The sequence below is a fragment of the Fusobacterium ulcerans genome (genome assembly GCF_003019675.1).
Taxonomy (GTDB): Bacteria; Fusobacteriota; Fusobacteriia; order Fusobacteriales; family Fusobacteriaceae; genus Fusobacterium_A; species Fusobacterium_A ulcerans.
In genome coordinates this window covers 468640-490001 of sequence record NZ_CP028105.1, presented here as the reverse complement: position 1 = coordinate 490001, position 21362 = coordinate 468640, and the positions used below count along the sequence as shown (strand labels likewise).

The 21362-nt window shown below is 30.9% G+C and carries 17 protein-coding genes and 1 other RNA gene; 17 read left to right on the top strand and 1 reads right to left on the bottom strand.

What is annotated here, in order from left to right; all coding sequences use genetic code 11:
* The first annotated feature begins 4 nt into the window (after positions 1-4).
* The 17 genes from C4N20_RS02315 to hslU all read left to right on the top strand — a co-directional run bounded on the left by C4N20_RS02315 (position 5) and on the right by hslU (position 19530).
* Positions 5-1717: a hypothetical protein gene (locus C4N20_RS02315; RefSeq protein ID WP_005981274.1), complete on the top strand. Its 1713-nt coding sequence runs from the start codon at positions 5-7 to the stop codon at positions 1715-1717.
* Between the two features lie 59 nt (positions 1718-1776).
* An RNA gene (ffs, locus tag C4N20_RS02310) (signal recognition particle sRNA small type) lies at positions 1777-1876 on the top strand.
* Positions 1877-2053: 177 nt separating this feature from the next.
* Positions 2054-4231 carry an ATP-dependent helicase gene (locus tag C4N20_RS02305; RefSeq protein WP_005981276.1) on the top strand — a complete coding sequence of 726 codons (2178 nt, stop codon included), beginning with the start codon at positions 2054-2056 and terminating at the stop codon, positions 4229-4231.
* A gap of 13 nt (positions 4232-4244) precedes the next feature.
* A complete protein-coding gene (gene lpxC / locus C4N20_RS02300) occupies positions 4245-5069 on the top strand; it encodes a UDP-3-O-acyl-N-acetylglucosamine deacetylase (RefSeq protein WP_005981277.1) in 825 nt (274 codons plus the stop codon).
* Between the two features lie 30 nt (positions 5070-5099).
* A complete protein-coding gene (gene fabZ, locus C4N20_RS02295; protein WP_005981279.1) occupies positions 5100-5525 on the top strand; it encodes a 3-hydroxyacyl-ACP dehydratase FabZ in 426 nt (141 codons plus the stop codon).
* Between the two features lie 18 nt (positions 5526-5543).
* Positions 5544-6317: an acyl-ACP--UDP-N-acetylglucosamine O-acyltransferase gene (gene lpxA / locus C4N20_RS02290; protein ID WP_005981281.1), complete on the top strand. Its 774-nt coding sequence runs from the start codon at positions 5544-5546 to the stop codon at positions 6315-6317.
* Complete coding sequence (locus C4N20_RS02285) at positions 6317-7120, top strand: LpxI family protein (protein WP_005981283.1); 804 nt, start codon at positions 6317-6319, stop codon at positions 7118-7120. The genes lpxA and C4N20_RS02285 overlap by 1 nt, the downstream gene beginning before the upstream one ends.
* A 12-nt stretch (positions 7121-7132) precedes the next feature.
* Positions 7133-8206, top strand: a complete 1074-nt coding sequence (lpxB, locus tag C4N20_RS02280) for a lipid-A-disaccharide synthase (RefSeq protein WP_005981285.1) — start codon at positions 7133-7135, stop codon at positions 8204-8206.
* Positions 8203-9984, top strand: a complete 1782-nt coding sequence (locus C4N20_RS02275) for an ABC transporter ATP-binding protein (protein WP_005981287.1) — start codon at positions 8203-8205, stop codon at positions 9982-9984. The genes lpxB and C4N20_RS02275 overlap by 4 nt, the downstream gene beginning before the upstream one ends.
* A gap of 33 nt (positions 9985-10017) precedes the next feature.
* A complete protein-coding gene (rph, locus tag C4N20_RS02270; RefSeq protein WP_005981289.1) occupies positions 10018-10782 on the top strand; it encodes a ribonuclease PH in 765 nt (254 codons plus the stop codon).
* Positions 10783-10787: 5 nt separating this feature from the next.
* Positions 10788-11378 carry an XTP/dITP diphosphatase gene (locus tag C4N20_RS02265; RefSeq protein ID WP_005981291.1) on the top strand — a complete coding sequence of 197 codons (591 nt, stop codon included), beginning with the start codon at positions 10788-10790 and terminating at the stop codon, positions 11376-11378.
* A gap of 269 nt (positions 11379-11647) precedes the next feature.
* Positions 11648-12670: an ABC transporter substrate-binding protein gene (locus C4N20_RS02260; RefSeq protein WP_005981293.1), complete on the top strand. Its 1023-nt coding sequence runs from the start codon at positions 11648-11650 to the stop codon at positions 12668-12670.
* 130 nt (positions 12671-12800) lie between these two features.
* Entirely contained in the window at positions 12801-13922 is a 1122-nt protein-coding gene (locus tag C4N20_RS02255) for an ABC transporter ATP-binding protein (protein WP_106878541.1), read from the top strand.
* Complete coding sequence (locus C4N20_RS02250; RefSeq protein ID WP_005981298.1) at positions 13912-15567, top strand: ABC transporter permease; 1656 nt, start codon at positions 13912-13914, stop codon at positions 15565-15567. The genes C4N20_RS02255 and C4N20_RS02250 overlap by 11 nt, the downstream gene beginning before the upstream one ends.
* Before the next feature lie 61 nt (positions 15568-15628).
* Positions 15629-17326 carry a sensor histidine kinase gene (locus C4N20_RS02245; protein WP_005981300.1) on the top strand — a complete coding sequence of 566 codons (1698 nt, stop codon included), beginning with the start codon at positions 15629-15631 and terminating at the stop codon, positions 17324-17326.
* A gap of 4 nt (positions 17327-17330) precedes the next feature.
* Positions 17331-18131 carry a response regulator transcription factor gene (locus tag C4N20_RS02240; RefSeq protein WP_005981302.1) on the top strand — a complete coding sequence of 267 codons (801 nt, stop codon included), beginning with the start codon at positions 17331-17333 and terminating at the stop codon, positions 18129-18131.
* A gap of 82 nt (positions 18132-18213) precedes the next feature.
* Complete coding sequence (hslU, locus tag C4N20_RS02235) at positions 18214-19530, top strand: ATP-dependent protease ATPase subunit HslU (RefSeq protein ID WP_005981304.1); 1317 nt, start codon at positions 18214-18216, stop codon at positions 19528-19530.
* 341 nt (positions 19531-19871) lie between these two features.
* Here the strand turns inward: hslU and C4N20_RS02230 are convergent, their stop codons facing one another.
* On the bottom strand, positions 19872-21248 hold the full coding sequence (locus tag C4N20_RS02230; RefSeq protein WP_005981306.1) for an MATE family efflux transporter: 1377 nt from the start codon (positions 21246-21248) through the stop codon (positions 19872-19874).
* Between the last annotated feature and the right edge of the window lie 114 nt (positions 21249-21362).

Genomic DNA, 21362 nt, shown 5'->3' with positions numbered 1-21362 from the left:
AAAAATGAAAAAAATAATTATGTATTTATTAGCAGTAATCATTCTAATAGTAGTTGGAGTATATGCTGCCAGAAACATCATAGTAAAAAATATTCTTGAGAAAAAACTTACAGAAATAAATAAAGGCAAGGTGGATATAGGAAAAGTTGAGTTCTCTCCTTTTAATAAGAGAATAGTAGTTAGGGATATAGAAGCAACAAGTCAGAGAAATAGTATGAAAAATTTTGTAACAGTAAAGGAGTTTAATGCTGATTACGATATCTATATTTCAGATAAAAAAGTTTTGATAAGTGAAGCACATATAATAAATGTAGATTTTCTTACAGATAGAAAGACAGATGGAGCTATTGGAATAAAAGAGAAAACACCATTAGATGCTTCACAAGTTCTTGTACCAGATGATGAAGAGAAAAATAAGGAAGTTCTAGTAACAGAAATAGAAAATTCATATTTAGATAATATGAAAATAAATGATTTAAATCTTGAAAATATTCTTAAAAGTGAATATGAAAGAAATAATAAACTTCTGGAAGAGAAAAGAAATTACTGGGAAACTAGAATAAAAGAGATAGAAAAGGGTAAGGAATTTAAAAGTATAAGAGAAGATTTGAAAAAAGTAACAAGTCTTAAAAATCCATTGGATATATTTAAAATGGATAGGGAAGTAAAAAATATAATAGACTCTGCAAAAGTGTTAAATGATCAGCTAAAAGATGAAAAAGAGCAGATAAGATTAGATTTGGAGGATATGAAAAATTCTCCTGAATTAAAATTCTCTGTAGAGAAAAGTGTAGAAGCTTTTGTACAAAATGGAGAAATAGCAATAAAAGATCTGGATTCTCTTGTAAATATATATCTTAATGAAGTATATGAAAAGAAAATATATGAGATAGTAGTAAAATATAGAGATGTTTTAAAAGAAATTGAACTTAGAAAAAATGAAGATATGGGGCAAACAGATAAATGGGAAGTATATGTTGAAAAAATTGATCTTACATCTACCCTATATGGATTTGCTTTAAATGGAGAGTTAAATAATATTTCAAGCAGACTTTCAAGAAATGAAGATAATGTAACATTTTTCTTAAATGGAGATAAAAAAGACAGCCATGGAAAAATGGATGGATATTTTAATGTGAATACTTTAGAAGGGTACATAAATATTGATATTTCAAAGGTTGACCTTGAAGAATTAAAAGAATTTAATGATTATATACTTGGAGGATCAGCAGGACTTTCTCAAAAAACTGTTCTTTCAAAAAATGATATAGTTATAAAGGGTAAGCTGAATATGCGTAATCTGGACCTTAATGGACAGAAAATAACAGATTCTTTAAATATAAAAGTACCTTTGCTTAAAGATATGATAATTCCTCTGCTTAGTGATGTGAAAGATGGAGATATCAGCTACAATTATAATTCCAACACTAGAAGAGTAACTGTAAAAAGTAATCTTTCTGAAAAAATATTGAAGGTATTGAATAATAAAGATGGATACTGGAAGAAAAAAATAATTGAAGATATGAAGAAAAATAGTGAGAAAGAAATTGCTAAATATGAAGAAATTTTAAAAGCAAAAGAGGAAGAGATAAGAAAAAAATCAGAGGATGGTCTGGAAATTCAAATGAATGAGCTCAGCAAAATTGAGGAACAGATAAATTTTTTAAAGTCAAAAAATAAAAAAGATATATTGAATGAATTGTTTAAAAGATTTTAAGGAATAAAATTGTTGACTGAATTATAAAAACTTGATATAATTAATCGTCGTGGAAATTGTCTGAGGAATCTCATGGCGCAATATTATCGAACCGTGTCAGGTCTGGAAGGAAGCAGCACTAAGGTATTTATTGCGGGTATGAGTTAAAACTTCTTTCAGTTTTCACGGCACTTAAAAAGCTTACATAGGAAGAAGCAGAGCTTCTTCCTTTTTTTATAAACTAAATGATAACTATAAATAAAAGATATTGAATATTATAGAGTATTGATGACTTCTAATTGATAAGAGCAGGTGTTTTATGGTATAATTAACTTTTAGAAGGAGTGGAGAAAATAGATGAGCATATTAGAAAAATTAAATGACAGACAGAGAAAAGCTGCTGAGAAAATAGAAGGGGCACTGCTTATACTTGCAGGAGCAGGTTCTGGAAAAACAAGAACAATAACTTATAGAATAGCCCACATGATTCAGGAATTAGGGATATCTCCATATAAGATATTAGCTGTGACATTTACAAATAAAGCGGCTAAGGAAATGAAAGAGAGAGTAGAAGATCTCATAGGAGAAGATGGAAAGAGAACTATGGTTTCTACATTCCACTCATTTGGAGTAAGACTTTTGAGAACATATGGGGACAGACTTGGTTATGGAGCTAATTTTACTATTTATGATGCTGATGATCAAAAAAGAGTAGTAAAAGGGATTATGAAGGAGCTTACAGTAAAAGATAAAAACCTTACAGAAGGTATGGTGGTTTCTCTTATTTCAAAATTGAAAGAGGAAGAAGTATCAGCTGACGACTATGAAAAATCAGAAAATAAATATAATATGAATGCTGTAGTAGTAGCTGAAATATACAGAAGATATAATCTAACTCTTAAAAAGAATAATGGAATGGACTTTTCAGATATCTTGATCAATACAGCAAAACTTTTGGAAATACCTGATATTTTAAATAAAGTTCAGGATAAATTCAGATATATAATGGTTGATGAATATCAAGATACCAATAATATCCAATATAAGATAATTAATAAAATAGCTGGTAAATATGGGAATCTATGTGTAGTTGGAGATGAAAACCAAAGTATATATGGATTTAGAGGAGCCAACATTCAAAATATCCTTGATTTTGAAAAAGATTATCCAAATGCAGAGGTTGTAAAGCTTGAAGAAAACTATCGTTCTACTTCAGTGATACTGGATGCAGCCAATGCTGTAATCAGCAACAACTCAAGTGCAAGGGATAAAAAGCTTTGGACTAAGAAAACTACTGGTGAAAAAATTACTCTTCTTCAATGTAATGATGGAAGACAGGAAGTAAATATTATAATTGAAGAGATAATTAAAGGAAAAAATCAAGGAAAAAAATACAGAGATTTTACTATCCTTTACAGAACAAATGCTCAATCGAGACTTTTTGAGGAAGGTTTTTTGAGATTCAATATACCATATAAAATATTTGGTGGAATGCAGTTCTATCAAAGAGCAGAGATTAAAGACATAGTTGCTTATCTGGCTGTTATCAATAATCCTAAAGACAGTCTTAATTTGAGCAGAATACTTAATGTTCCTAAGAGAAAAATAGGAGATAAAAGTTTAGAGAAGATAAATGAATTTGCTTCTGTAAATGGACTTACTCTTTTTGAAGCATTAGGAAGAGCAAATGAGATAGATACCCTTACAGCTAATATGAAAATAGTGCTGGAAGAATTTCATAAAATGATGATGGAACTCATTGAAATGAGTGAATCTGAACCTGTTTCGGAACTTTTTGATAAAGTGATAAAAAGTATAAAATACTTTGATTATCTGGAATCAAACTATGAAGACAGTGAAAACAGAATAAGCAATATAGAAGAGTTGAGAAACTCTATTACAGAGATGGAAAAAATAATAGAAACTCTTACTTTAAGAGAATATTTAGAGAATATATCATTGGTAAGTGCTACAGATAATTTAGAGGAAGAGAAAGATTATGTAAAACTTATGACTATTCATAACTCTAAAGGACTTGAGTTCCCAACAGTATTTTTAGTTGGAACAGAGGATGAAGTATTCCCAGGAAAAAAAGCTGATTTTGAACCAAGAGAACTTGAAGAGGAAAGAAGACTGTGCTATGTAGCAATAACAAGAGCAGAGGATAAATTATATATTTCTTATGCTGCAAGCAGATTTATGTATGGAGAGGAAAGCTTCAGAACTAAATCAAGATTCATAAGTGAACTTCCTGAGAATCTTCTTGAAAGCAATATAGAATCTCAATTTAAAAGAGAAGCGATCAATCCTACAAAAACTCCAGTAAAACATCAATTCAAAAAAATGATAACAATGGAAGACCTGAATAAGACATACAAGGAATATCCTTACTCTGTCGGAGAAAAGGTAATGCATAAGAAATTTGGATTGGGAGTAGTAAGAGGAGTATCAGATAAAAAAGTTGAAATAGACTTTGTAGATGGAAAAAGAGAAATTGCAATGGCAGTTGCAGATAAGTTTTTAACAAAAAACTAAATGAGGAGGGAAGATGAAAAGGAAAACATTGGCAAAAGAGATTGTCTATTCAGGTATTGGACTCCATAAGGGAGAAAATATTGATATGAAGCTGATTCCGGGAAACAATGGAATAATTTTCAGAAGAGTTGATCTTGAAGATGGAAAAAATGAAATAAAATTAGATATAGAAAATACTTTTGACCTCACACGTGGAACTAATTTAAAAAATGAGTTTGAAGCAAAGGTACATACAATAGAACATTTTTTATCAGCACTATATGCAGCAGAGATAACAGACCTTGTAATAGAGCTTGACGGAAATGAGCTTCCTATCTGTGATGGAAGTGCAGGAAGTTTTATAGATCTTTTTGAAAATGCTGGAATAAAAGAATTAGATGCAGAAGTAGAACCGATAGTTATAACTAAGCCGATATATCTTACAGTAAATGATAAAAATATAGTAGCTCTTCCATATGATGGATATAAAATAACATATGCCATCAGATTTGAGCACAGCTTCTTAAAATCACAGCTGGCAGAATTTGAGATAAATCTTGAAAATTACAAAAAAGAGATAGCTCCAGCAAGAACTTTTGGATTTGATTATGAGATAGAATATCTTAAAAAGAATAACCTTGCTTTAGGAGGAACTCTTGAAAATGCCATAGTTATAGAAAAAGATGGTGTAATGAATCCAGAGGGACTTAGATATGAAGATGAGTTTGTAAGACATAAAATGCTTGATATCATAGGGGACTTAAAAATATTGAACAGACCAATAAAAGGTCATATAATAGCAGTAAAGGCAGGACATGCTTTAGATATAGAATTTGCAAAATTACTGAAAAACTTATAATTTTATTTAGATCTTAGGAGGAAAAAAAATATGTTAGATACTTTAGAAATCATGAAAAGAATTCCACACAGATACCCATTCTTACTTGTAGACAGAATTCTTGAAGTGAACAAAGAGGAACAAAAAATAAAAGGGTTGAAAAATGTTACTATTAATGAAGAATTTTTTAACGGACATTTTCCAGGACATCCAATTATGCCGGGAGTACTTATAGTAGAAGGAATGGCACAATGTTTAGGAGTTTTAGTAATGGATGGAGTGGAAGGAAAAGTCCCTTACTTTGTAGGTGTTGAAAGTGCTAAATTTAAAAGCCCAATAAAACCTGGTGATCAAGTTATTTATGAAGTAGAAGTAGAAAAAATTAAAAGAAACTTTGTAAAAGCTCATGGAGTAGCAAAAGTAGATGGAGTTTTAGCATGCGAAGCTACATTTACATTCTGTATAACAGACAAATAAGATTAGGGGGAATTCATTTTGGTAGATATTCATAGCACTGCTATAATTGAAGAAGGAGCAATTATAGAAGATGGAGTAAAGATAGGACCTTACTGTGTAATAGGAAAAGATGTAAAGATAGGAAAAAATACAGTTATACAATCTCATGTAGTTGTAGAAGGAATTACAGAAATAGGGGAAGACAATACTATTTACTCATTTGTTTCTATTGGAAAAGCTTCTCAAGATTTAAAATATAAAAATGAACCCACAAAAACTATTATAGGAAACAAAAACTCAATAAGAGAATTTGTTACTATTCACAGAGGAACAGATGACAGATGGGAAACAAGAATAGGAAACGGCAATCTCCTTATGGCCTATGTTCATGTTGCTCATGATGTTATCGTTGGAGATGGATGTATACTTGCAAATAATGTCACGCTGGCAGGGCATGTGGTAGTTGACAGTTTTGCAATAATAGGAGGACTTACTCCTATCCACCAGTTCTGTAGAATAGGTTCTTATTCTATGATAGGAGGGGCAAGTGCTGTAAATCAGGATATTTGTCCTTTCGTACTTGCTGAAGGGAATAAAGCTGAAGTAAGAGGATTAAATAGTATTGGACTTAGAAGAAGAGGTTTTTCTGATGAGACATTGTCAAATCTGAAGAAAGCCTACAGAATCATATTTAGAAATGGTCTTCCTTTAAAAGAAGCTGTTAAGCAGGTAGAGGAAGAATATGGTGAAGATGATAATATAAAATACTTGCTGGACTTCATAAATAACAGTAATAGGGGGATAACTAGATAATGGATAAATTAGGGATAATAGTTGGTAATGGAAAACTGCCCCTTTATTTCCTACAGGAAGCTGAAAAGCAGAAGATCAATGTTTTTCCCATAGGTCTTTTTGAAACTATTGAACCTGAAATCAAAAGTTGCAGCAACTTTAAAGCTTTTAACATAGGTGAAGTAGGAGCTATAGTGAAACATTTTCTCTTGAATGATATAAGAGAGATCATTATGCTAGGTAAAGTTGAAAAAGAAATTATTTTTAAAGAGATGAAATTAGACAAATATGGAGAGGAGCTTCTTAAAAGGTTACCAGACAAAAAAGATGAAACTCTCCTTTTTGCAATTATTGCATTTTTTAGATTAAACGGAATAAAAGTTCTGCCACAGAACTATCTTTTGAAAAATTTTATGTTTCAAGAGAATTGCTATACACAGCTGAAACCTTCAGAAGAAGATATGAAAACTATAAAAATCGGAATGGAAGCGGCAAAAGCTCTGAGTGAAGTGGATGCTGGACAGACTGTTGTATGTAAAGATTCTTCTGTTGTGGCATTGGAAGGAATAGAAGGAACAGATAAAACCATAAAAAGAGCTGGAGAACTGGCTGGAACAGGAACAATAATCGTAAAGATGTCAAGACCCCAGCAGGATATGAGAGTAGATATACCAGCAGTGGGAATAGAAACTATAAAGAGAGCAATAGAGATAGGAGCAAAGGGAATTGTTGGAGAAGCAGGAAAAATGCTTTTTCTTAACAGAGATGAAGCTGTAAAGCTTGCTGAAGAGAACTCTCTTTTTATTATGGGAATAAAAGCTTAAAAGGAGATTTTTATGAAATTTTTTGTATCCACAGGAGAAGTTTCAGGAGATTTACATCTTTCATATTTAGTAAAAGCTATGCTTGAACAGAATAAAGATCTGAAATTTTATGGAGCAGCAGGAAATCATAGCAGAGCTCAAGGAGTAGAAGTAATACAAGACATAGAAGAGCTTGCGATAATGGGATTTACTGAAGTATTCAAAAAGTATAGTTTCTTAAAAAAGAAAGCAAATGAATATATTGATTTTATAAAGAAAGAAAAAATAGACAAAGTGATTCTTGTGGACTATGGAGGATTTAACCTTAAGTTTCTGGAACTTTTGAAAAAAGAGGCGCTAGAAGTAGAGGTTTTTTATTACATACCCCCAAAACTTTGGATATGGGGAGAAAAAAGAATAACAAAGCTGGTAAAAGCAGATCACATAATGGTTATTTTTCCATGGGAAGTAGATTTCTACAAGAAACATGGAGTAGATGCTGTATACTTTGGCAATCCATTTGTAGATAAGTATTCAGTAATTGAGAGAACTGGAAATAATATACTTCTTCTTCCAGGAAGCAGAAAACAGGAAATAAGGACACTTATTCCTATAATGCTGAAAGTAGTGGAAAAGAAAAAAGATGAAACATTTCTTTTGAAGCTTTCCAGCAGCGACCATCTGAAATGGATAGATGAAGACTTGAATAAATATAAAAATTTAAAGATAGTATCAGATAAAAGTCTGGCTGAATGTGTAAAAGAATCTAAGACAGCTGTTGCAGCTTCTGGGACAGTAACACTGGAGCTTGCTTTAATGGGAATTCCTGTTATTGTTGTTTATAGGACAAATTTTATAAATGCTTTTATAGCAAGGCATATTTTGAAAGTAGGATTTGTTTCTTTGCCTAATCTTACTCTCAACAGGGAAGTATATCCAGAACTATTGCAGGAAAAATGCAATCCAGAAGAGATAGAAAAATATCTTGATTACTTTGAAAATTCCAAAGAAAAAATAGCTGAAGACATAGCTGAAGTAAGAAAAAAACTATCAGGAAAAGATGTTGTAAAGAGCTATGGAAATTTTCTGATTAGAGGAGAACAATGATAGAAAAATTGAGTATATTTAAAAATAAATCTTTAAATACATTTTTAAAATATAGTTTTAAATATAAATGGGTAATGACAGCAGTAGTATTTACATCAGCTGTTAGTTCAGCTATGGGAGCAGTTCCAGCGTGGTTGAGTAAATACCTTATAGATGATGTACTGGTAAATAAAAATGCAAGAATGATGGCATTGGTAATAGGTGGAATATTTGTTTCTACTATACTTAAAGTAGTAACTGGATATTTTTCTTCTATTTCATCTAACTATGTAACTGAGACGATAAAAAGAGATATAAAAATAGATGTATATTCACATCTTCAAAAACTTCCAATGACATACTTCAAAAGAAATAAATTGGGAGATGTAATGGCGAGACTTTCTGGAGACTCTGCTACTTTAGGAAGAATAGGATTTATCATATTTGATATGTTTAAGGAATTTCTTACAGTGGCAGCTCTTACTTTCAGAATGTTTCAAGTAGACTATATTCTAGCTCTTATATCTTTAATAGTAATGCCTCTTATTATAGGGACAGTGAAGAAATATACTAAGAAGATAAGAAAATCTGGTAGAATCAGACAGGATACTTCAGGAGCAGTTACAGCATTTATTCAGGAAACTCTTTCTGGTATTTTTGTAATAAAAGCTTTTAATAATAGTGATGATATGATTGAAAAATATAAAGTTATCAGTAAGGATGAATTTGAAAAATCATATAAAAGTACAAAGATAAAGGCAAAAGTTTCTCCTATTAATGAGGTAATCACAACTGTAATGGTACTTCTAGTAGCAGCATATGGAGGATATCAGATAATTGTCTTAAAAAATATGACAGCAGGAGATCTTATTTCCTTTGTTACAGCTCTGGGATTGATGAGCCAGCCTCTAAAAAGACTTATAAGCAAAAATAATGATCTTCAGGAAGCTTTGCCGTCAGCAGACAGGGTAATAGAGATATTAGATGTTCCTTTGGAACAGGACTACTATGGAGAAGAAAAAGAACTTACAACAGAAATAAAGGATATCAAATTTGAAAATTTATCATTTCATTATGATGATTCTCCAGAATTGATACTTAAAAATATAAATCTAGATGTAAAAGCTGGAGAGGTTATAGCTCTTGTAGGAAAAAGTGGAAGTGGAAAAACTACCCTTGTAAATCTTATACCTAGATTTTATGAAACTACAGAGGGCGCTATAAAAGTAAATGGTATAGATATAAAGAATATTTCATTGAAAAAATATAGAGATTATATAGGAATAGTTCCTCAGGAAAGTTTTCTTTTCAGCGGCTCTATTTCACAAAATATAGCTTTTGGAAAAAATGGAGTGACAGAAGATGAAATCATGAATGCAGCTAAAATGGCAAATGCTTATGACTTTATAATGGAACTTCCAAATAAGTTTGAAACAGAAGTAGGAGAAAGAGGAGTACTTCTTTCTGGAGGACAGAAACAGAGAATAGCTATTGCCAGAGCTCTTATACAAAATCCAGAAATAATGATACTGGATGAAGCTACATCTGCTTTGGATACTGAATCAGAAAGACTGGTACAGGATGCTTTAGATAAGCTTATGGTCAATAGAACAACTTTTGTAATTGCTCATAGATTATCAACAATAATAAATGCAGATAAGATAGTAGTAATGGAAAATGGAGAGATAAAGGAAATAGGTACTCATCAGGAACTGCTTGAATTTAAAGGATTGTATAAACATTTCTATGAAATACAATTTGGAAAGAAAGAAGAGAAGAAAGAAGAAGCATTTGTATAAATAAAGGGACAGACCAAGAGGAGAAATATAATAATGGAAGTTAAAGAAATGATAATAGAAGAAGATTTGAGAACTCTGAAATTAAGAGAAGATGGAAGAAAAGTAGACAGCCTTAGAGAGATAAAAATAACAAAAGATTTCAACCTTTATGCAGAGGGATCGGTTTTAATAGAGTTTGGAAATACTAAGGTAATATGTACAGCTTCTGTAAGTGAAAAAGTACCCCCTTTCATGAGAGGGCAGGGAAAAGGATGGCTTACAGCTGAATATTCTATGATACCAAGAGCTACTGGAGAGAGAAATCAGAGAGAATCTGCAAAAGGGAAGCTTTCTGGAAGAACTATGGAGATACAAAGACTTATAGGAAGAGCTTTGAGAACAGCTGTAGATCTGGAAAAATTAGGAGAAAGAACTATAACTATTGACTGTGATGTTATTCAGGCTGATGGTGGAACTAGAACTACTTCTATATCAGGAGGATTTATAGCTCTTGCTTTAGCTGTAAAAAAACTTATGAAAGATAGAGTTTTAAATGTAAATCCAATAGTATCTAATGTAGCTGCTATCAGTGTTGGAATTGTAAGAGGGACTCCTATGCTTGACTTAATGTATACTGAAGATTCTGCTGCTGAAGTAGATATGAATGTAGTAATGAATGGCAAGGGAGAATTTGTAGAGGTACAGGGAACAGGAGAAGAGGCTACTTATACTAGAAAAGAGCTCAATGAACTGATTGATTTAGCAGAAGTTGGAATAAAAGAGATAATCAGACTTCAAAATGAAGTAATAGGAGAATAGATATTATGAAAATATTTCTAGCAACAGGAAATAAACATAAAATAGAAGAGATAACAGCTATTTTTAAAAATGTAAAAAATATAGAGATACTTTCTATTAAAGATGGAATAGATATACCAGAAGTAGTGGAAGATGGAGACACATTTGAAGCTAACTCTGCTAAAAAAGCTTTAGAGATAGCAAAATATACAGGAATGATAACAATAGCTGATGATTCAGGACTGTGTGTAGATGCTTTAGGAGGAGCTCCGGGAGTATATTCTGCCAGATATTCTGGAGAACATGCAACTGATGATTCCAACAATAAAAAACTTATTAAAGAACTACAAGGAAAAGAAAATAGAAAAGCTCATTTCGTAAGTGTAGTTACTTTAGGGAAGCCAGATGGAAGAAGTTACTCTTTTAGAGGAGAAGTACCTGGGGAGATAATAGATGAACCAAGAGGAGATAAAGGATTTGGATATGATCCTCATTTCTTTGTAGCTGAATATGGAAAGACACTTGCAGAGATGCCAGATGTAAAAAATCTAATAAGTCACAGAGCCAATGCTTTGAAGAAATTGGAAGCTGAATTGGAAAGTATATTAAAAGATTAAAAATGCAATACTAAAGAGACTGATTAAAAAGCAGATTGATTTTAGAAGATAAGATTCTAAAGTTTAAATTTCTGCTTGCAGATCAGTCTCTATTTTTTTGAAATTTTATCTTTTTGTTTGATATAAACATGAAAAATCTATAAAAAAAACATATAAATTCAAAAAAGTTCATTTTTAAGTATAAAAAAATAGTTTTAGGGATTGTTACTTTTCTTTAAATGTAATATCATTGGATTATAGTAGATAAAATAATTAGGGAGGAAAAACATATGAAGAAAAGATTTTGGGTTATTTTTAGTTTAATATTATCTGTTTTATTTATAAGCTGTGGTGATAAAAAAGAAGAAAAGAAAGCAGAAGCTAAAGGAGCAGGAAATCTTACAATATATTGTCCACATCCATTAGAATTCATCAATCCTTTAGTTAATGAATTTGAAACAAAAACTGGTATATCAGTAGAGGTTATAGCTGCTGGAACTGGAGAATTAATGAAAAGAGTAGAATCTGAAAAAGATAATCCTCTAGCAGATATTTTATGGGGAGGAACAATAACAGTTGTTGACCCTATCAAAGATTATTTAGAAAATTATACTACAACTAATGAAGACGCTTTCTATGATGCATATAAAAATGTTGAAGGAAATATGACAAGATTCTCAGCAGTTCCAAGTGTTATCATGATTAACAAAAACCTTATTGGAGATATAAAAATAAATGGATATGAAGATCTATTGAATCCAGCATTAAAAGGTAAAATAGCTTTTTCAGATCCTGCTAAATCATCATCTTCATTTGAGCATTTAGTAAATATGCTTTATGCAATGGGAAAAGGAAATCCTGACAATGGTTGGGGATATGTAGAGAAATTTATGGAAAACTTAAACTATACTCTTCTTTCTGGATCATCAGCAGTATATAAAGGTGTAGCAGATGGAGAATATACAGTTGGACTTACTTTTGAAGAGGGAGCAGTAAAATATGTGAACTCTGGAGCAGCTGTAGAAGTAGTATACATGAAAGAGGGAGTTATAGTAAAACCAGATGGTGTTTATATAATCAAAAATTGTAAAAATATGGAAAACGCTAAAAAATTCGTAGAATTTGCAACTGGTAAAGAAGCTCAAACTATGGTTTCATCTCAATTAAACAGAAGAAGTGTAAGAAAAGATGTTGAACCAGGAAAAGGATTAAAAAGACTTGAAGACATCTATGTTATAGAAGATGACATCAATGTAGTAAAAGATCAAAAACCTGTATGGTTAGATAAATTTAAAGATATCTATACTAAATAAAAAAGGCTTAAAGTAAAACTTGGTTTTTAAGTAAATAAACTCCTGACAATGAGGTTGTTCAAAAGTCTAAATATTAAGCTTTTGAAGCAGCCTTATTGTTATAATTGGAAAAAATAAAAAGAGGTGTAAGATGAGTGTAGCTATAAAAGTAAATAATGTTGTAAAGAAATTTGGAGATAATGTAATAATTCCGGGAATGTCTGTCAATATAAAAAATGGAGAATTTTTTACATTATTAGGACCTTCAGGATGTGGAAAAACCACTCTGCTTAGAATGATAGCAGGATTCAATAGTATAGAGGGTGGAGAAATCTGCTTTGATGACAAGGTTATTAATGATATGCCTGCTCATAAAAGAAATATTGGAATGGTATTCCAAAGTTATGCTATTTTTCCTCATATGACTGTAAGAGAAAACGTAGAGTATGGTTTAAAACTTAGAAAAGTAAATAAAGCAGAAATGAAAGAAAAAACAGATGATATCCTTGATGTAGTAAAAATAACTGAATATCAAGAGAGATTACCTGAGAGACTTTCAGGAGGACAACAGCAGAGGGTAGCTCTAGCTAGAGCCATAGTAATTCACCCAAATGTACTTTTGATGGACGAACCTCTGTCTAACCTTGATGCTAAATTGAGAGTAGAAATGCGTTCAGCAATAAGAGATATCCAGAAAAAAGTTGGAATAACTACTGTATATGTAACTCACGATCAGGAAGAAGCACTTTCTGTATCTGACAGAATAGCAGTAATAAATAAAGGAGAAATTCAGCAGATAGGTCAGCCTCATGATATCTATGCAAGACCTGCTAATCAGTTTGTTTCTACTTTCATAGGGCATTCAAATCTTTTTAAAGGAAATATCAAAATAGATGGAGAAGAAAAATCTGTAGTATTTAAAAATGGTTATAAAGTAAAGATGGATAATTTATCAGATGAAGTTAAAGAGGGACAGGAAATAGTTATTGCAGTTCGTCCAGAAGAGTTTTCTATATCTGATGAGGGAATTGAAACTACTATAAAGACAAGTATGTTCTTAGGAAAGTATACTAACTATGAAATAGATGCTAAAGCAGAAGAAATAGTAAGTGGTATGCCAGCTCTTGAATTTTCTCAAGATGTAGGACACGCTCTTCATATATATCAAGTAGGAGAAAAGATAGTATTAAAACCAAATGCAAAGAAAATAAATATATTCACAAAAGATGGGAAGAAAAGTCTGATAAAAGGAGTAGATCCATATGCTGACTAAAAAAATAAAATGGGACTTCTGGACAGTTGTAACTTTAGTTATAACTCTTATATTTGCATTGTTTTTAATCTATCCATTATTTTCTCTTTTACTCAGCAGTTTCAAAGATCCTCTGACTGGAAGCTGGAGTATGACAAATTTTCATAGATTCTTCAGCAGAAAATATTATTATCAGGGACTTATTCATAGTTTTCAGGTTACTTCATGTGTTACTGTTCTTGCTATTGTAATTGGAGTTCCAATGGCATATTTCATGACATTTTATAAAGTTAAATTTAAAGCATTGGTAGAAGTTCTTATTATTATTTCAATGCTTTCACCTCCATTTATCGGAGCATATTCATGGGTTCTTTTATGTGGAAGAAGTGGTGTGGTAACTACTTTTTTTAGAGAGGTGCTTCATATAAATCTTCCGACTATCTACGGATTTTCAGGAATATTGCTGGTATTTACTTTAAAGCTGTATCCATTTATTTTCCTATATGTATCAGGAGCCTTGAAAAAAATAGATGTGGCTTTAAGTGAAGCAGCGGAAAGCTTAGGATGCAGTACTTTTAAAAAGGTATATACAATAATAATGCCTTTGATACTGCCTACACTTATGTCAGGAGCACTTCTGGTATTTATGAATGCAATGGCAGACTTTGGTACTCCTATGCTGATTGGTGAAGGGTACAATGTAATGCCTGTATTGATATATTCAGAATTTGTTGGAGAAATGGGAGGAAGTGCAAACTTTGCTGCTGCCATGGCTACAATAATGATAGTAATAACTATAGCTCTTTTCTTAGGTCAAAAGTATATAGTAAATAAGAAATCATTTGTTATGAGTTCAATAAGACCAGTTCAGCCAGTTGAACTTAAAGGGGCAAAAGGAAAACTTATGCATGCTTTTATTTATGCTGTAGTATTTTTATCAATTATCCCTCAGATAACAGTTATATATACTTCTTTCTTAAAAACAAGAGGATCTATGTTTGTCAGAGAATTTTCATTTGAAAGCTATCAAGCAGTTTTTTCAAGAATGGGAAATGCTATTTTAAATACTTATATGTATGGACTTATAGCTATAGTTATAATTATATTCATGGGAATGTTTATAGCTTACATTTCAACTAGAAAGAAAAATTTCCTTACAGGAGTAATCGATACTATAACTATGTTTCCATATATAATTCCTGGGTCAGTAATAGGTATAACTCTTCTTTTAGCATTTAACAGCAAACCTCTTTTATTAAGTGGTACAGCTGCTATACTTGTAATATCTTTTGTTATAAGAAGAATGCCTTATACACTTCGTTCTTCAGCTGCTATTTTGTATCAGATAAGTCCAAGTCTGGAAGAGGCATCTATCAGTTTAGGATGTTCTCCGGTGAAGACATTCTTTAAAGTTACAGCAGTTATGATGCTTCCGGGAGTTTTATCAGGAGCTATTTTGAGCTGGATAACAGTTATCAATGAGTTGAGTTCTTCAGTTATATTATACACAGGAACTACAAGAACCATGTCAGTAACAATATATACTGAGGTGATAAGAGCCAGCTATGGAACAGCAGCAGCTCTGTCTACTATTTTGACTGTAACAACTGTAATATCTCTATTGATATTCTTTAAAGCTACTGGTGGAAGAGATGTAAATATTTGATGTACAAAAATTAGAAATAAGGTATAATATACTAAAAAATTGAAATTATGGGATGATGTATATGAAAGACAGTAAATTTGTAAGTTTTAAAGAACAGATGAGAAAAGTACTGATTTTATATTCATTAATTCCCATAATTTTTTTATCTTTTGTAGGTTATGGACTTATATATTTTTTTGAATTTGGAGCCATAAGAAAAGATAATCAATATAACAGCCAAGTAATGACAAGAAATCTTGATAATGTGGTAAGAGAATATTTTAATGAGGTAGAAAATTTATATAATGATGAAGTTATTATTGATGCTATGCTCAATAAAAAAGCCAATAAAGATGCATATGAAAAAATATATAAATCTATAAATTCTACAACTTTGAGAGGGAATTTTATCATCTATGATGAAACTCTCCATGTTCTTATGAATAATGCTCAGTTTATAGGAAGCGACAATGGATACAGCTGGGGATTTTTTATGAGAATGCAGGATAATATAAATAATACAATAATTTATATAAATAAACTGCATTTTAAAAACAACAGTATAAGTGTTTTTTCAGTGGGAAGAGCTGTAAAAAAACATGGAAGACTTATAGGATATATAGTTTTTAATATATTGAATGAAGATTTGAGAGAATTCGTAGGAGAAGGAAGCTCTTACAATACAATAATTACTGACAAGACTAATAATATAGCATTTACTACTAATGATATATTTAAAGATAAATTTGGAAAAGTAGTAAAAAAACTTAGAGCAGATGACCATTATGTAAGCATAAATAAAGAAAGATTTTATGTGACTAAAAGTCCTGTATATTATTCAAATTTAATACTTTATACTATTTCAAGAATGAATCATCTAACAGATAGTTTTGTAAATGGAGTAGTTTATCTGTGTATTGTTTTTATAATCATAATGGTAGCAATGCACAAAGCAGCTAAAGTGATAGCAAGTAAAAAAACAGCAGCTGTAGAAAAAATAGTAGAAGCTATAGAAAATATAAAAACTGGGGATTTAAGCAGTACACTCTATGTAGAAACAAATGATGAGTTTAGAATAATAGCAGACTCATATAATAAAATGCTGGAAAATATAAAATTCCTCATTGAACAAAATAAAGAAGAGGTAAAACATGGAGTACTTTTAGAAATAAAGCAGCTTGAAAGTCAATTTAATCCTCATTTTCTTTTTAATACATTGGAGATGCTGAAATATACAATTAAAACTGATACTTCCATGGCAAATAAAATAATATTAAATATATCATCACTCTTGAGATTCAGTATAGAAAATAAATCTTCAGAAGTAACTCTTGAAAGAGAACTGCAATATGCTGAAAATTATCTGGATATACAGAGATTCAGATTTGGAGAAAATTTTGATTACCATATAGATGTGGATAAGGAAACAAGGAATTTTCTTGTTCCTAAGCTGGTGCTTCAGCCAATAATAGAAAATTCTATTAAACATGGGTATACTCAAATAAATAAATTGATGATACTTATAAAAACTAAAAAACAGAAAGATAAATTAGTAATAACTATATATGATAATGGAAATGGAATAGAAAAAGAAAAGCTCCATGAATTGAGAAAAAGACTTAAAGACAGAGAACTCAATATTGGGAATCATATAGGAATATACAATGTTCACAGAAGAATACAGCTTATATATGGAGACAATTATGGAATAAAAGTACAAAGTTCTGAAAGATGGGGAACTGTTGTAAAATTAGTATTTTCCATAAAAACAGAGGGGTAAAGATATGATAAAAGTGTTAGTGGTGGAAGATGAATACATCATAAGAAAAGGAATGATAAATACAATAGACTGGCTCTCTATGGGTTGTAAAATAATTGGAGAGGGAATAAATGGAAAAGAGGGACTGAAGCTTATAGAGGAATTTTCTCCCGACCTTGTAATAACAGATATAAGAATGCCGGTAATGGACGGACTTGAAATGCTGAAAACTGCTGAAGAAGCAGGGCTGAAATTTGAAAAAATAATATTAACCAGTTATGGAGAATTTAAATATGCTCAGGAGGGAATAAAGTTAGGAGTAGCAGATTACATTCTTAAACCAATAGATGAGGATCTTTTAGAAAAGGCAGTAAAGAAAGTAAAGGAAAAAATAGAGAAAGAAAATACATTGAGAAATGTAGAAAATATAACAAAGACTAAGGAAGATATAGAGTTCTTTTCTCCGAGGATATACCTAGGAAAAGACAGTGATAAAAATAGATATGTAGAAAAAACTCTGGAAAAAATATTGAATTGCTATTCAGAAAAACTGAATATAAAGGACATAGCTGATGAATTAGACATAAGTGTGAGCTATCTAAGCAGAAAAATAAAAGATGTAACAGGGGAAACATTTCTGGATATCTTAAATAAATACAGAGTACAGAAATCTTTAAGGCTTTTATTGACTAAAGAGTATAAAATATATGAGGTATCTGATATGGTGGGATTTACAGATTACAAGCATTTTTGTAATGTTTTTAAAAAATATCTGGATACAGCTCCAGGGGATTTTGTTAAACAGAATATCATAGTACTTAAATAATAATTGAAGTTTTTTCTTTTATAACTTTGTGATATAATAAGCTTAGTGTAAAAACATAAAAAGAAAGCTAAAAGGAGAGATAATGAACAGAGGACTTACTCCCAAGAGGATAGTAGAAGAACTTAATAAATATATAATATCACAAGATGAAGCTAAGAAAAATGTTGCTATTTCTTTAAGAAACAGAGATAGAAGAAAAAGTATAGAAGATGAAGAGTTAAGAAGAGAGATTACTCCTAAAAATATAATTCTGATAGGACCAACAGGAGTTGGGAAAACAGAGATAGCAAGAAGAATAGCTAAAATAGCTGATGCTCCATTTTTAAAGGTAGAAGCCACTAAATATACTGAAGTGGGATATGTAGGAAAAGATGTAGAAAGCATAATAAAAGATTTGACTTCTCTTACTTATAGAAAAATGAAAGAGCAAAAGTTTAATGAATTGAGAGAGGAAGCATATGAAACAGCATTGGAAAAAGCTGCTAAACTTGTAAAGCCTTATGATTCTCTAAATGATGAAGAGAAAGCCCAAATCATGCAGGATATTGATGAGGGAAAATATGATGATACAGAAGTTGAAATAGAAAGAACTAAAAGAGATTTAGATCTTCCAATAATTGAAGTTGTATCTGGAAGCGATGATACTTCTGGCATTGGAAGTATTTTAGATCAGGTAATGGCAGGGGTATCTGGAAAAAGTAAAAAGATGATAACTACTGTGAAAAATGCCATTGGAATAATGATGGATGAAGAAGTTGAAAAGAAGCTGGATTTAGATTCTCTTAACGAAGAAGTTATAGATAATGTAGAAAATAACGGAATTATTTTTATTGACGAAATAGATAAAATAGCTGAAAGAGATGGTGTAGGAAAAGGCGAAGTGTCAAGACAGGGAGTGCAGAGAGATATCCTTCCAATAGTAGAGGGAAGCACAGTTATGACAAAATTTGGACCTGTAAAGACAGATCATATCCTTTTTATTGCAGCAGGGGCATTTACTCAGAGTTCTCCATCAGATTTGATGCCTGAACTACAAGGTAGATTTCCAATAAGAGTAAAATTAAAAAATCTGGAAAAAGAAGATTTTGTAAAAATACTTACAGAGGTTGAGTATAATCTTCTTGATCAATATACAGCAATGCTGGCTACTGACAATGTAGAGCTTACTTTTACAAAGGGAGCTATAGAAAAGATAGCAGATATAACAGCAGCAGCAAATGAAAAGGTAGAAAATATAGGAGCAAGAAGACTTTCAGCAGTAGTGGAAGAACTATTGAGAGAGGTAATGTACGAAGCACCATATGAAAAGAAGAAAAAAGTGAGTATAGACGCTAACTTTGTTAAGAAGGTATTTAAAAAGGAAAATGAAGAAGAGAATTTAGATAAATATATTCTTTAAAAGAAAGAAAAAATCAAGAAAATATATTCTTAAAATAAAAAAAGAGGATAATAAAAGAGAAACATAAATTTTAGATATTAGAGAAAGATAATTATTAAGTAGAAATATAATTTTAGAAGTTTTCCAGTAGAAAGATTTGTTATTAATTTTGTTCCTAAAACTAAAAACAGTAAACTCGTTTCACTCAAACATACTGTTTTTCACGTTTTATTCACATCATTAATTACACAAATCTCTCTAATTTCCAAACTTCTAAAACTTAATTTAACTTTTTTATTCATTTCATTTTAATAAAAAATTTCTAAAATTTATTTGAGCTCTAAATTGTATCCTCTTTTTTATTATATTGAATTTTTATCTTTCTTTATTACAGACACCCATGGAGTTTTTGTAACTATATAGTAGAACAGGAATCCAGCGACCCAGTTAGATACAAGGTTACCCCAGAATACAGAGTCCACTCCAAGCCATTTTTTTGTTATGATGATAAAGATATATCTTATCAGCCATACTCTCAAAAGTCCCATAAGCAAAGGAAGTCTTGTTCTTCCAAGTCCAATGAAAGCACCTTGAGCTACCATAAATAAACCAAAACCTATAATGGAGAAAGTATATATTTTTAATGAATGTGAAGCTAATTTTACTATCTCTTCGTGATTCTGGAATAATCTTACAAGGAAATTACTGCTTGGAAGGAATATTATAATAAGAACAAAAGAGATAACTAAACTTACCAACGAACCATATTTAAAAGACTTTTCAGCATTTTCAGGCTTTCCAGCTCCAATATTCATACTGACCATTGTTGTTACAGTAGTACCAATAGATGATGGAAGAGTAAAGCACATAGTATTGATATTACTTGCAATAGTTTGAGCTGTAAGAACAATTGCTCCATACTTTTCAACTTCCATATTGATAAGGAAGAATCCAAAGTTTATCAAGGAATAAGTTATCATGGAAGGAAGTGCTAAAACTAAAACTTTTTTCAACAGAGCAAAGTCAGGATAATATCCCTTAAGAACAAGCTGTGTTTCACTTTTCTTTATGAATAAATCATAGAACATCCAGATGGCTATAATTACATATGAACAAAGAGAAGCCATAACAGCTCCAATTATTCCAAGATGAAAAATTGCAAGAAACAAAGTATTGAATATTATTTTCAATAGTAATAAGATTATTATTCTGATAAGAGTTGCCTCAGGCTGTCCAGTTGCATTTTTTATTGCATTGTATATTGCAGCCATAAATAATAAAGGAATAACTGTTGAATAAAGACTTAGATAAAGAAAAACCTGATGAGCTATATCAGGACTTATGGTTTGAGAAACAATAGATGCAAAAATGATAGAAGTAGGAGCAACTAGAATACCTATAAAAAATGCAAAGACCATAATTTGAGTAGAGACCTTTTTTACCTTTTCCAAGTCGCCAGTTCCATTGATTTGTCCTACAATAGCCATAGAAGCCACACCTAATCCCAAAGACAGAGCATTAAGTATATTTATTATCGGCTGCCCAAAACCAACTGCCGCAGCAATAAGATATCCTGATGTATGGTTTAGAAATAATCCATCTGATAATGGAATAAGTGATGAAACCATACCCATTAAAATAGTTGGAAGAGATAGAAAAAGCAGAGTGTTAAGAATATTCCCGTTGAGAATCATGTCACGCCTCTTTTGAACATTTGATGATAAGAGACTCATTTTCATAATGCCATTCCTCCTTAGTATAATCACTTTTGGTGAAGATTATAAAAAACAAAAATTTACAGAATAAAAATGAATTTATCTGTAAATTTTTTAATAAAATATATTCCTCATGTC